The organism is Campylobacter sp. RM19072, from assembly GCF_024723485.1.
Lineage (GTDB): Bacteria > Campylobacterota > Campylobacteria > Campylobacterales > Campylobacteraceae > Campylobacter > Campylobacter porcelli.
The window spans coordinates 76,423-90,290 of sequence record NZ_JANQCU010000003.1 but is presented as its reverse complement, the minus strand read 5'-3'; the positions used below and the strand labels follow the sequence as shown (position 1 = coordinate 90,290).

At 34.8% G+C, this 13,868-nt stretch carries 13 protein-coding genes; all 13 read left to right on the top strand.

Annotated features, from left to right (window positions below; genetic code table 11):
• The first annotated feature begins 66 nt into the window (after window positions 1–66).
• The 13 genes from lysA to serC all read left to right on the top strand — a co-directional run bounded on the left by lysA (window position 67) and on the right by serC (window position 13,865).
• The gene (gene lysA / locus CSUIS19072_RS03160; RefSeq protein WP_086237035.1) at window positions 67–1,263 is read left to right on the top strand and encodes a diaminopimelate decarboxylase; all 1,197 of its coding nucleotides are present in this window, start codon (window positions 67–69) and stop codon (window positions 1,261–1,263) included.
• Window positions 1,263–2,033 carry an HAD-IIA family hydrolase gene (locus tag CSUIS19072_RS03155; protein WP_086293429.1) on the top strand — a complete coding sequence of 257 codons (771 nt, stop codon included), beginning with the start codon at window positions 1,263–1,265 and terminating at the stop codon, window positions 2,031–2,033. The genes lysA and CSUIS19072_RS03155 overlap by 1 nt, the downstream gene beginning before the upstream one ends.
• Entirely contained in the window at window positions 2,030–3,109 is a 1,080-nt protein-coding gene (pheA, locus tag CSUIS19072_RS03150; protein ID WP_086242347.1) for a prephenate dehydratase, read from the top strand. The genes CSUIS19072_RS03155 and pheA overlap by 4 nt, the downstream gene beginning before the upstream one ends.
• On the top strand, window positions 3,106–4,203 hold the full coding sequence (hisC, locus tag CSUIS19072_RS03145; RefSeq protein ID WP_086293427.1) for a histidinol-phosphate transaminase: 1,098 nt from the start codon (window positions 3,106–3,108) through the stop codon (window positions 4,201–4,203). The genes pheA and hisC overlap by 4 nt, the downstream gene beginning before the upstream one ends.
• A gap of 6 nt (window positions 4,204–4,209) precedes the next feature.
• Window positions 4,210–5,913 (top strand): flagellar basal-body MS-ring/collar protein FliF, encoded by a 1,704-nt coding sequence (fliF, locus tag CSUIS19072_RS03140; RefSeq protein WP_086237039.1) that lies wholly within the window; start codon window positions 4,210–4,212, stop codon window positions 5,911–5,913.
• Window positions 5,913–6,938, top strand: coding sequence for a flagellar motor switch protein FliG (gene fliG / locus CSUIS19072_RS03135; protein WP_086237040.1), 1,026 nt, complete (start codon window positions 5,913–5,915; stop codon window positions 6,936–6,938). Before fliF ends, fliG begins: the two co-directional genes overlap by 1 nt.
• The gene (gene fliH / locus CSUIS19072_RS03130) at window positions 6,935–7,741 is read left to right on the top strand and encodes a flagellar assembly protein FliH (RefSeq protein WP_086293425.1); all 807 of its coding nucleotides are present in this window, start codon (window positions 6,935–6,937) and stop codon (window positions 7,739–7,741) included. Before fliG ends, fliH begins: the two co-directional genes overlap by 4 nt.
• A 1-nt stretch (window position 7,742) precedes the next feature.
• On the top strand, window positions 7,743–9,578 hold the full coding sequence (gene dxs, locus CSUIS19072_RS03125) for a 1-deoxy-D-xylulose-5-phosphate synthase (RefSeq protein ID WP_086237042.1): 1,836 nt from the start codon (window positions 7,743–7,745) through the stop codon (window positions 9,576–9,578).
• A gap of 66 nt (window positions 9,579–9,644) precedes the next feature.
• Window positions 9,645–10,055, top strand: a complete 411-nt coding sequence (locus tag CSUIS19072_RS03120) for a Fur family transcriptional regulator (protein WP_086237043.1) — start codon at window positions 9,645–9,647, stop codon at window positions 10,053–10,055.
• 85 nt (window positions 10,056–10,140) lie between these two features.
• Window positions 10,141–10,914, top strand: a complete 774-nt coding sequence (locus CSUIS19072_RS03115; RefSeq protein ID WP_086237044.1) for a hypothetical protein — start codon at window positions 10,141–10,143, stop codon at window positions 10,912–10,914.
• Window positions 10,915–11,628 (top strand): bifunctional demethylmenaquinone methyltransferase/2-methoxy-6-polyprenyl-1,4-benzoquinol methylase UbiE, encoded by a 714-nt coding sequence (gene ubiE / locus CSUIS19072_RS03110; RefSeq protein WP_086237045.1) that lies wholly within the window; start codon window positions 10,915–10,917, stop codon window positions 11,626–11,628.
• A complete protein-coding gene (xseA, locus tag CSUIS19072_RS03105) occupies window positions 11,625–12,779 on the top strand; it encodes an exodeoxyribonuclease VII large subunit (RefSeq protein WP_086237046.1) in 1,155 nt (384 codons plus the stop codon). The genes ubiE and xseA overlap by 4 nt, the downstream gene beginning before the upstream one ends.
• Window positions 12,780–12,788: 9 nt before the next feature.
• The gene (serC, locus tag CSUIS19072_RS03100; RefSeq protein ID WP_086293423.1) at window positions 12,789–13,865 is read left to right on the top strand and encodes a 3-phosphoserine/phosphohydroxythreonine transaminase; all 1,077 of its coding nucleotides are present in this window, start codon (window positions 12,789–12,791) and stop codon (window positions 13,863–13,865) included.
• The last annotated feature ends 3 nt before the right edge of the window (window positions 13,866–13,868 follow it).

Here is a 13,868-nt window from a genome sequence, read left to right as displayed (position 1 = left end):
TTTGGTCTTAAATTTAAGCCAAGATTAGATAATATTGTAAATTCTAAAATTTCCAAGGGATTAGATATGGATTATTTGGCACTAGCTAAAAAGTATAAAACTCCACTTTATATATATGATTTTGATCATATTACCGCTCAATATAATAAGCTAAAAAGGGAATTTAACGCTAGAAAGTCGCTCATTTGCTACGCTGTAAAGGCTAATTCAAATTTAAGTATTTTAAAGCATATTGCCACCCTTGGGGGCGGATTTGACTGCGTAAGTATCGGAGAAGTAAAAAGAGCCTTATTAGCAGGTGCTAGTAACTATAAGATAATCTATAGTGGCGTTGGCAAGAGCGATGAAGAGATCAAAGAGGCTTTAAATTTAGATATTTTAATGATAAATTTAGAGAGTTACGCAGAGATGCAAAGGGTGGAGATAATAGCTAAAGAGTTAAATAAAAAGGCTAGAATTTCAGTGCGAGTAAATCCAAATGTAGATCCAAAAACCCACCCATATATCTCCACAGGATTAAATAAAAATAAATTTGGCGTTAGCATAGATGAAGCTAGAAAAATCTACTTACACTCCCATAAAAGCGATCATTTAGACCCAGTTGGTATCCACTGCCATATAGGAAGTCAGTTAAGTGATATAAGCCCTGTTATAGAAGCGGCAAATATCGTTAGCAGCTTGCTTAGCGAGTTAAGAGTAGCTCAAATAGATATTAAATTTTTTGATATTGGTGGAGGGATAGGAATAAGATATAAAGATGAAAATGAGCCAAATTTATATGAATACGCTCAAGGGATTTTAGCCGCTTTAAAAAGACAAGATACCACAATAATCTGCGAACCAGGTAGATTTATAGTAGGAAATAGCGGCGAATTACTCACTAGCGTATTATATGAAAAAAGCAATGTAGATAAAAATTTTCTCATCGTAGATGCTGCGATGAATGATCTACTCCGCCCAAGTCTATATGATGCTTATCACGAGATAGTAGCCTTAAAAGATGGAGAAAAGAGAGTTTATGATGTGGTAGGCCCAATTTGTGAAAGCGGGGATTTTCTAGCTAAGGATATAGAACTTCCAAAGTTACAGCACGGCGATTTATTAGTTATCAAATCAGCTGGAGCATATGGATACTCAATGTCTAGCAACTACAACACAAGAGGTCGTGCCGCACAAATTGCTATAGAAAATGGCATAGATCGCTTAATAGGCAAAAGAGAGAGCTTTGAAGATATGATAAGAAGTGAGAAGGAATTTATATAATGTATTTTATAGATGTGCAAGGTACATTAATTAGCGATAGCGATAAAAGCCCTATTAATGGTGCTTGTAAGTTGATTGAGAGTTTGAATTTAAATCAAATTCCATATGTCGTTATCACAAATAATACTAAAATTAAAAGCGATGAGTTTTTAGGCTCATTAAGAGCCAAAGGCTTAGCTATCAAAGATGGTGCCTATCTAGATCCATTTTGCGTGCTAAATGAGAGTATTAGTCCGTGTAATGTCGCTTTATTTGGCGCTATGGAATTTATAGATACTATGCAAAATCTAGGCTACACTCAAGATAAAAATAGCCCAAAAGCGATTTTGATTGCTAGTTGGGATAAATTTAGCTTTGATGATTTTGCTACTATTAATGAATTTGCCTTAAAAGGCATTAGAATTATCGCAATGCATGAAACTAGCATTTATAAGAAAAATGGGAGATTATATCCTGGTGTTGGAGCCATTGCTGCTATGGTCTCTTATGCTACTGGGGCTAATTTTGATAGTATTGGTAAGCCAAGCTTGGGATTTTATACAGCTGCACTTAAGCTACTAAAAGCACAAAATAGCAAAGCAGAATTTAAAAATATCACTATAATAAGCGATGACGCAACTGGGGATTTATATGGGGCTAAAGAGCTTAATATGAAAACTAGCCTAGTATTAAGTGGTAAGATAAGCAAAGATAATATATCAAATTTAAATCGTGATAAAATCGATAATATCTATGATGATGTAAGCCAAATTTTGGAGATTGTGCGATGAGTATCGATGATTTAAGAGTTAGTATTGATAAGATAGATGATGAAATTTTAAGCTTATTAAATCAAAGAATGGAATTTGTAAAAAAAATAGGTGAATTAAAAATCAACTCAAACACACCAATCTACCGCCCAGAGCGTGAAAAAGCCATACTAACAAGGCTAAAATCTAACCCCCAAAACAACCTAAGCCACAAGGCAATTGATGCTATATATCTAGAGATTTTCTCTGTTAGTAGAAATCTTGAGCTACCTCAAAAGGTAGCCTTCCTAGGCCCAGTTGGAACCTACACTCATCAAGCAGCTCAAAGCAGATTTGGGGCAACTAGTAGCTATGTGGCTATCAGCTCCATTGAAGGGGTTTTTAGAGAGCTTAGCAATAAAGAGGCAAAATATGGAGTTGTGCCGATAGAAAATAACACCGAAGGCGCAGTAGGAGCTACCCTTGATTGCCTTAGAAAGTATGAAAATGTCAAGATTGTAGCTGAAATTTATATGGATATTCACCATAGTTTTGCTAGTTTAAGCCAAAATTTAAGCAGTATAAATAAAATCTACTCCCATCCGCAAGGCTACAATCAATGCCACAATTTTTTAGATGATCATACTCTAACTTCAGTTGAGTTTATACCGACTAAATCAACGGCTCAAGCGGCACTTTTAGCCTCGCAAGATCCAAATTCAGCCGCCATTTGCTCCAAAATAGCTGCTTATATAAACAAAATACCAATAATGTTTGAAAAAATTGAAGATAATCTAGCAAATAAAACAAGATTTTTTGTATTAAGTGATTTTAAAAACATTAAAAGTAGGTGCGATAAAACCAGCATTTTAGCACTCACGGCTCATCGCCCAGGCGGACTTGTAGAGCTTTTAAATATGTTTAAAGATGGCGGAATAAATCTAACTAAGCTTGAGAGCAGACCGATAAAGCAAAAGGATTTTAAAACCATATTTTATATCGATTTTGAAGGTCATATAGATGATGATAATGTAAATTCTGTTTTAAAAAATGCTAGTAAAAACGGCCATGAGATCACCTGGCTAGGTAGCTACTTAAATCAAGAAGGACAAGAATGAATTTCAACCCACAAATATCAAATTTACCAATATATGAAGCTGGAAAGCCAATTGAGTTAGTCATTAGAGAATTTGGTATAAATCCAAAGGATATAATCAAATTAGCAAGTAATGAAAATCCACTAGGCTGCTCGCCACTTGCCTTAGAAGCTATGGAAAAATCGATACAAAAAGCAAATTTATATCCAGATGATAGCTACTATGAGTTAAAGGACTCTTTAGCAAATTTATATAATATAAATAGCAAAAATATCGTCATAGGAAGCGGAAGCGATCAAGTAATAGAGTTTATAATGCATGCTAAATTAAACCCTAGCCTCGCTATGCTGTGCGCTGGAATTACCTTTGCAATGTATGAAATTTATGCTAAACATATAGGAGCTAAAATCTATAAAACTCAAAGCCACAAACACGATATAAATGAGCTAAAAGAGCTATATAATCAGCATAAAGATGAGATTAAAGTTATATTTTTATGCTTACCAAATAATCCACTTGGAGAGTGCTTAGATGCTAGTGATGTCTATGAGTTTATCTCTAGCGTGGATAAGGATACGCTAGTAGTAATCGATGGGGCTTATATGGAATTTGCTAAATTCAAAGATAGCAAAAAAGCCATAAATCCAAAAGATATAGTATCCTTGCCAAATGCGATCTACCTAGGCACATTCTCTAAAGCTTATGGACTTGGTGGAATGAGAGTTGGATATGGGATTGCAAATGAGATTATAATCACCGCAATTAGTAAGCTTAGAGCACCATTTAATATCACAACCCCAAGCCTAGCTGCGGCTATAGCTGCTATAAAAGATCAAGACTTCATAGCTCAAACTCTAAAAAACAATCTAAAAGAGATGAGCATATATGAGAAATTTGCCAAAGATAATGATATAGAGTTTATCCCAAGCTATACAAATTTCATAACATTTATATTTGATAATAGCAAAAATTCAACCCAAATTTGCGATAATCTCCTAAAAAAGGGGGTAATCTTGCGTAACTTGCAAAGCTATGGCTTAAACGCTATTCGCATCACAATTGGCACAAGTATGCAAAATACAAAAGTCTTAGAAGCACTTAAAAAGGAAATTTGATAGATTATGGATTTTAAAGCTCTATTTCAGCAAATCAGTCAAGTAGTCCAAAATCTAAGCCTAAAGCAAAAAATAGTAGTTGCTAGTTCTATTGTTTTAGTGATTGGATTTTTGGTATTTTTGACACTATATAGCAGCAACAAAGACCCAGAGGCACAATTTGAAGGCTATAGCGTATTATTTCGTAATATAGACCCAGCCACATCAGCTCAAATCATAAATGAGCTTGAGACGCAAGGAATTGCGTATAAATTAGCAAATGAAGGCACAATATTAGTGCCAACTAATGATGTTTATCGCCAAAGAATCGCAATAGCAAGCCTTGGCATAATGGATAATAAAAAGGGCTTTGAAATTTACGATACTCAAGACTTTGGTGCTACTGAAAATGAGCAAAGAGTCAAATTTCAAAGAGCTATTCAAGGTGAATTATCAAAAACCATAGAGAGTCTAGAGCCGATAGAAAGGGCTAGTGTATATATCGCATTCCCAAAAGATAGCGTATTTACCGAGCGTCAAGTCCCTCCTACTGCTTCAGTCGTTGTAAAAATAAAAGATGGCTCAAAGCTAAATCGCAGACAAATTGAAGGGATAAAACGAATAGTATCTGGATCTGTGCCAAATTTAAAATTAGAAGATGTCAAGATAGTTACTCAAGATGGAGTATCTTTAGGCGATGATGATATAGCATTAGAAAATGAGCTTGTAGCAGCACAGATTAAATATAGAAGTGAATTTGAAGACTCATACGAGCAAAAAATTATCGATATGATCGGCAAATTTATCGGCGGTAAAGATAAGGTTACGGCTAAAGTTAGTATTGAGTTTGACTTTTCAACTAAAGATAGTATAAATGAAATTTATGATCCAAACTCAGTTATTAGAAGTGAGCAAAATATCGAAGAAAAACGAGAAGGAAAAGAGCCAAAAGATGTAGGTGGAGTGCCTGGGGCTGTTAGCAATATTGGTCCAGTTCAAGGTATAGAAGATAATAAACCAACTGAGCTATACTCCAAAAATGTAGCCAATACTAACTATGAAATTTCAAAACAGACTATAAAAGTCAAAGACCAATACGCCACGATAAAAAGAGTAACCGCAGCTGTAGTCGTAGATGGAAAATATGAGTTTCAAACACTTGAAGATGGCTCAAAATCTGATATTCTAACCTACATTCCACTAAATGAAAATGAAATAAACTCCATCAAAAGCCTAGTCCAACAAGCCATTGGCTATAATGCAAATAGAGGAGATGAGGTTACAGTAAGTAATTTTGAATTTAGAAATACTGGCACAATCATACAATTAAGCCCATTCCAAAGAGTGGTAGATACATACTTTAAGCCAATTATGCCAATTTTAAAATATCTAATAGTTCTACTTATCTTATACCTATTTTATAAAAAAGTTATTACTCCATTTCTTAATAAAATGCTCGAAGATGCCAAAGATGATGATCTTGAGCCTATAGCAGATGAGCCAAATATTCAAGAAGAAGCAGAGGATACACTAGAGAAATTTAAAGCTGCTAGAAAAAGGGTTGAAGATGAGCTTGGCATTGGAGATAACTTCGATGAGAGTGAGCTTAAATATGAAGTTATGCTAGAAAAACTCAAATTAATCGCAAGCGAAAAGAGCGAAGAGATCGCTACTTTATTACAAACTATGCTTAAAAATGATAGCGGATATAACTCCGGTAAGGATTTTTAATGAAATTAAATGAACAACAAAAGATGATTTTTGATGATCTTAGTATGGCTGAAAAGGTAGCTATATTGCTTATTCAATTAGGCGAAGATATTACCACTTTGCTATTTTCTCATATGGAGATTGATGTCATCACTGAAATTTCAAAATACATAGCCACGGCCAAAACAATCGATAAGAGCGTAGCGGCTGCTGTTTTGGAGGAATTTTACGCAGTTAGCCAATCCAATCAATATCTACGAAGTGGCGGTATTGAGTATGCTAAAGAGATTTTATTTAGAACTTTTGGCCCAGAGATAGCGCAAAAGATTATGGATAAGCTACAAAAATCTATGGAGACTACCAAGTCATTTGGCTATCTAGGTCAGGTTAGACCTCAACAACTTGCTGATTTTATCGTAAAAGAGCACCCTCAAACCATCGCCTTAATAGTAGCTCATATGGACGCAACTAGCGCAGCTGAAACTTTGGTTTATTTCCCAGATGATATAAGAAGCGAAGTTATAATCCGTATGGCAAATTTAGGCGATATAAGCCCTTCGGTGGTTAAACGGGTATCAACCGTGCTTGAATCCAAGCTAGAGAGCCTTACAAGCTATAAAGTCGAAGTCGGCGGTCCAAGGGCTGTTGCAGAGGTGCTAAACCGCCTTGGTCAAAAAGCTAGTAAATCCACAATTGATATTATTGAGAAAAATGACCCAAGCCTTGCTACAATGATTAAAGAGCTTATGTTTACCTTTGAAGATATAAATTCACTTGATAATAACGCTATTAGAGAGATTATCAAAGTTGTTGATAAAAAGGTTTTGATGGTTGGTTTAAAGGGCAGCGGAGAGGAGCTAAAACGCAAATTCTTATCCAATATGAGCCAAAGAGCAAGCGAAGCATTTGTAGAAGAGATGCAGTTTTTAGGTGCGGTGCGTGTAAAAGAGGTTGAAGATGCACAAAGAAAGGTTGTAGAATTAGTCCAAAAATTAGCCGAAGATGGAGTATTCCAAGTAGGCGTAAGCGATGAGATGATAGAATGATACTAAGTAGCATAATAGACAAGACAAAAGGCGAACACACAGTAGAGCCATATAGATTTAAAGTCTTAGCACTTCACTCGGTTGAACCAAAAGAGATAACCAAAGAAATATCAACGCCTATAGAGTCAAATAGCGATGATGAAGTGATCGATCAAGTAAATTTAGAGCCACAAATAAATCCAGTCAATGAAGCACCAAATAGCGTAGAATCCACATTTATAGAAGAGCTTTTGAAAAAAACTGATGATTTAAGCGGTAATATTGTTAAACTCCAAATGCAAATAGAAAATCAAGAAAATGAGTTTAAAATTCGCTTAGAAAATGAGATTATAAGAGCTAAAGAAGAGGGGTTAAGAGAGGGGCTAGAACAAGCCAAAGCTCAATATGAAACCCTACTAAATGAAAATAGCAAAAACTACACTTCATCAATTCAAAAGCTTGATGAAGAGACCTCAAAGCTTGAATCTCTTTTAAGCTCAAGCCAAGGCGAGATAGCTGCTACAGCAATTGATATTGCCAAAGAGGTGGTATTAAAAGAGATCAAAGATAGCTCCGCTCAAATCGCTTCAAATATCGCCAAAAGCCTAATAGATGAACTAAGTCAAGCCACCTCTATAGAGATTAAGGTTAGCCCAAAAGATTATGAGTTTTTAAAATCAAATTTCACTCAAAAATCTCACATTAAGATTACTAGCGATGATGCGGTTTTGGCTGGTGGGGTAATAGTATTAAGCGATATAGGCAATATAGATGGTAGCGTGATGACTAGATTTAATAAAATCAAAAAAATATTGAGCGAATAACATGGATATAAAGTCTTTCACACTAAGCCAGTTAGAGACTCTAGCAGATGATATTAGAAAGAAAATATTAAGCGTTGTAAGCACTAATGGCGGGCATTTAAGCTCAAATTTGGGAGCTGTGGAGCTTAGCATTGCGATGCATCATGTTTTTAATCCCCCAAGCGATCCATTTATTTTTGATGTAAGCCACCAAAGCTACACTCACAAACTCCTAAGTGGGCGTTGGGATAAATTTGATAGTTTGCGTAAATTTGGCGGTATTAGCGGATATACAAAGCCTAGTGAGAGTGAGTATGACTACTTCATCGCCGGTCATAGCTCTACTTCTATTAGCCTTGCTGTTGGAGCTGCGAAGGCTATTAAGCTAAAAAATGAAGATCGCCTCCCAGTAGCTCTAATCGGCGATGGCGCCCTAAGTGCTGGCATGGCTTATGAGGCATTAAATGAGCTAGGAGATCTTAAATACCCATGCGTTATTATCTTAAATGATAATGAAATGAGTATCTCAAAACCAATTGGTGCGATGAGTAAATACCTATCACAGATGATGGCTGGGCCATTTTATCAAAAATTTAAAAGTAGGATTAATCAGTTTTTAGAGCTTATGCCAGACTCAGCAGCATATATGGCTAAAAGATTAGAAGAAGGAATTAGGCTTATAACCCCTGGAATGTTCTTTGAAGAGCTTGGACTTGAGTATATCGGACCAGTAAATGGGCATAATATCAAGGATTTAATCTCAGCTTTTAATGTAGCCAAAAATATGAAAAAACCAGTAATAGTGCATGTCCAAACGATAAAAGGCAAAGGCTATGAAATCGCTGAAGGCCCGCAAGAGAAATGGCACGGAGTAAGTCCTTTTAATCCACAAAATGGAATATCTTTGAAAAAATCCACCCAAAAGAGTGCTACTGAAATTTTTAGCAATCTACTCTTAGAGTTTGCTAGTAGGTATGATAATATCGTTGGTGTAACTGCTGCGATGCCTAGTGGGACGGGGCTTGGAGCGTTGATAGAGAGATTTCCAGATAGATTTTGGGATACGGCCATTGCAGAGCAACACGCAGTTACATCTATGGCAGCAATGGCAAAAGAGGGATTTAAGCCATATATCGCCATATACTCTACATTCATGCAAAGGGCTTATGACCAGGTTATCCATGATTGTGCGATTTTAAATTTGCCTGTTGTATTGTGTATGGATAGGGCTGGGATTGTCGGCGAAGATGGGGAAACTCATCAAGGGGCTTTTGATATTAGCTTTTTAAATGCCGTGCCAAATTTTAGCTTAGTTGCCCCAAGAGATGAGGCGATGTTTAGACAGATTATGGAATTCTCATATAATTTTAACTCCCCTCTTGCTATTAGGTATCCTAGGGGCAATTTTGGGCTTTGTGATGAGTTTGAGCCAGTTAAAATAGAGCTTGGAAAATCTCAAATTCTATCGCAAAATGATAGTGATATAGCATTTATCGGGTATGGCAACGCAGTAGCAAAAGCGTTTAAAACGGCTGAAATTTTAAATATCAATCCTACAATTATAGATCTTATATTCATCAAACCGCTTGATAAAGATATGCTTTTAAATCTTGCCAAAACGCATAAAAAGTGGTATATCTTTAGCGATAGTGCTAAGCGTGGTGGAGTGGGTGAGATTTTGGCTGGATTTTTACAAGAAAATGGCATTAATGGCATTAGCATTACTAGCTTTGAGTATGAAGATAAATTTATCACGCACGGAGCTACAAATTTAGTAGAAGATAGCCTTGATATCAGCGTTCAAAAGATTGCTGAAAAAATTACACTTGAAAATAGTTTAAAAGATAAAAAATATTAATTAATAAAGTTAAATTTAAATATTTTTTTGATAAAATTATCCCATTTGAATTAAGAGGAAAAAAGTATGAATTGCATAGAACTTTTAAAACAAGCCAAGCTAAAAGCTACCCCACAAAGACTTTGCGTCCTAAAGATATTAAGCAACCACACACATCCAACTATAGAAGAGCTATATGAGCAGATAAAAGTCGAATATCCATCTATATCTCTTGCGACTGTGTATAAAAATTTAAATACTCTTATAAATGAAAATTTAGTAATAGAGGTAAATAGCCCAAATCAAAAGGCAAAATACGATATTTACGAGCGTCCGCATATCCATCTAGTGTGTAGCAATTGTGGAAATATTGAAGATATTAGTGCTAATGACGCACAAATGCTCTCATACCAAACCCACCTAGAGCAAAAGATTGGCAACTTAATTAATAGATTAAATATTGTAGCAAATATCTCAAATTGCTCGAAGTGTTGTTAAATTTAAAAGTTTTAATATAGGGGTTTTAAAGCTATATTTTAGTAGTTTTAGTGTAAAATTTACCACTTTTATTTAAGGATAAATTTTGCAAAATATCAGCTACTTAGAGATAACTTCTAAACTCCCCAAGCTAGGCAGTAAAAAGCTATATTTCGGCGTGGATATTACTGCTTATGATGGCATTAGATTGCTGATTTTGCAAAGACTATTTTTGATAGATAATCTTAGAAAGCTATATTTAAAAGATAGAGATATAGGATTATTAATCAAAATTAATGAGAACCTAATAACCATAAATCTACTCATTAATAGCTTTGATTTTATCTTTGATAAGCTCATTGTGGCTAAATTTAGTAAGCTTTTAAGTGAGATTTTATCACTACTTGGCCAGATTAAGAGCAGTGAAAATCAACAAGATATTAAATTTAAAGAGCTTTTAACTCAAATCGAAGGCTATTTTGATAAAAAATTTGAATCGCTTTGCTTTGAATTTGAGATTTTTTTGTATGATACGCACTCATTTTACTGCGTTTTAGATGATTTAATACCCAGTTGTGCTGCATATGCGATTCGTAAAAAGATTGTGAATTTAAGGCAAAGCATTAGAGATAGCATAAAATCAGATTTATTCCAAGAGCTTTTAACTCTTACTCGCATATTTTTAGAGCTTTTTAATATGGGTAAATTTGAGTTGAAATTAACCAAAATTATAAATCTAAAATCCAAATATCAAAACGCTAATCAAAGAGATATTAAGGTGGCTTTAAAAAAAGAATTAGAGAAAAAAGTTAAAAAATTTGATAAAAAATTATCAAAAATGTCTAAAAAGCTAAAACCACACTACAAAAAGGAAATATAAGTGCAAAATCAAGAGAAAATTATAGATATGTTTAATGAAATTGCCCCTACATATGATAAGGCTAATAAAATTTTAAGCTTTGGGATAGATGCCTCTTGGAGAAGCACAGCGTGTGATTTAGTGCTAAAGAATTACAACTCTTCGTTAAATATTATCGATGTGGCTTGTGGGACTGGAGATATGATTAAGGCTTGGATAAATAGCGCTAAAAAAGCCAATTTAACTATTAACAAAATCACTGGCATAGACCCAAGTGTTGAAATGCTAAAAGTAGCCAAAGAGAAGATTAAAAATTGCGAATTTATAGAGTCTAAAGCTGATAAAATGAATATCCCATCAAGCACTCAAGATATACTTAGCATTAGCTATGGCATCAGAAATGTAGTAGCTAGGACACATGCTTTGCGTGAGTTTAATAGAGTGTTGAAAATTGGGGGATATTTGGTAGTTTTAGAATTTACCAAAAGACAAAAAAGTGGTCTAATAGCCAAAATTAGGGATTTTTATCTCCATAAAATTTTACCTACAATCGGCGGAATGATAAGTAAAAATAAAGAAGCATATGAGTATCTGCCAAGAAGTATTGATGGCTTTTTGGACTCTAATGAGTTTTGCTCTGAGATTAAAAATAGCGGCTTTGAGATCGTTATGGTTAAGGGATTTAGCATGAATATTAGCACAATGTTTATTGCTAAAAAGGTAAAAAATATATGACCGTAAGCGATCTAAATGAATCAGCTAAGGCTCTATTAGAATCCCACTTTAACTCTATAGAGGTTCAAGGCGAGATTAGCCGCCTTACTAAGCATAGTAGCGGTCATTGGTATTTTACCTTAAAAGATGAAAAATCAGCCATTAGCGTTGTGATTTATAAATTCTCTAATCAAAATATTAAATTTGATATCAAAGATGGAATGGAGGTTACTCTAATTGGTAAATTATCAATTTATAGCCCAAATGGGAGCTATCAATTTATCGCTAATCGCATAATGCCAATTGGAGTTGGAGAGTTAGAGCTTGCTTTTAATCAGCTAAAAGAGCGTCTATCGCCACTTTTTGACCCAGCACATAAAAAGCAACTACCAAAATATCCAAATAGAGTTGGGATTATCACAAGTGCGAGCTCTGCGGCATTTGCTGATATGCAAAGGGTAATTAGCAATAGATATATATTGCCTAAATTTTATCTATTTAATTCCCTAGTTCAAGGAAATAAAGCCGCAGATAATATCATTAAAATGCTAAATATCGCTGATAATATGAATCTTGATGCGATTGTAATTGCTAGGGGCGGCGGATCAAGAGAGGATCTTTGGTGCTTTAATGATGAGAAGTTGGCTTATGCAATTTATGAGGCCAAAACTCCTATTATTTCAGCTATTGGGCATGAGATTGATTGTAGCATTAGCGATTTTGTAGCTGATCATAGATCACTTACTCCTACTGCTGCGATGGTCGATCTACTTCCTGATAGTAATGAGCTTTATCAAAAATTTGATATTATCCAAAATAGCTTAATATCTTTAATATCAGCCAAATTTAGTAGATATGAGGGCTTTTTAAATCTATCCAAAGCACAGATAAAATCCAAAGCCATAGAGCAAAAACTCAATCTAGCTACTTTGACTTTAGATAAATTTAAGTCAAATTTGGATAATTTTTTATATAAAAAGTTAAATTTAGCTCAGTCGAAAATTGAGAAATTTGAGTTGATTTTAAAAAAACAAGAGCACTTTTATAAAGTAACAAAAAATATGGCACAAATAGTAAAAGATTCAAAAATAGTTTCACTATCTAAGCTTAAAAGCAAAGATGAAATCACTATTATTTCACAAGATTTATACAAAGAAGCAATCATAAAATAAGGGGATAAAATGAGTAGAGTTTTAAATTTCAGTGCTGGACCAAGTGCGATTCCACTACCTGTATTAGAACGAGCTAAGGCTGAATTTACCGATTATCACGGCTTTGGATATAGCATTATGGAAGTAAGCCATAGAGGCAAGGTTTTTGAAGAGTTGCACAATAATGCAATTGCTAAGGTAAAAGAATTTTACAATATTGGCGATGATTATGCGGTGCTATTTTTACAAGGTGGGGCAACTTTACAATTTGCTCAAATTCCTATGAATTTATACACTGGTGGCGTGGCTGAGTATGCAAATACAGGCGTTTGGACGCAAAAAGCAATAAAAGAGGCAAAAATCCAAAATATCAATTATAAGGTCGTAGCAAGTAGCGAAGATAGCAGATTTGACCACATTCCAAATTTTAATTTTAGCGATGATGCTGATTATGGCTATATCTGCTCAAATAATACAATTTATGGCACTCAATACGCCACACTACCAAGCCCTAAATGCCCTTTGGTGGTCGATAGTAGCTCTGATCTTTTAAGTCGCAATATTGATTTTAAAGCACATAATATTGGGCTATTTTATGGTGGAGCGCAAAAGAATGCTGGCCCAGCTGGAATTACAATAGTAATTATCAAAAAAGAGTTAGCTAATCGTGTCAAAGATAGCGTCCCAACACCACTTCGCTATACTACACAAATCGAGGCAAATTCGCTATCAAATACCCCGCCGACATTTGGGATTTATATGTTTGATTTGGTTTTGGATTGGATAAAAGATCAAGGTGGATTGGATACTATAAATAGCATAAATCAGAAAAAAGCCGCCATATTGTATGATTTGATCGATAGCTCTGATTTTTACACCGCATTTGCTAAACCAGGCTCAAGAAGTATAATGAATGTTAGCTTTGCTACGCCTAGCGCTGAGCTAGATATGAAATTTGTCAAATTAGCTGAAGAAAATGCGATGATAGGCCTAAAAGGTCATAGAATCTTAGGTGGTCTAAGGGCTTCTATATATAATGCCCTAACCATACAAAGCGTCCAAACCCTATGTGAGTTTATGAAAGAATTCCAAAGAACACACGGATAAACT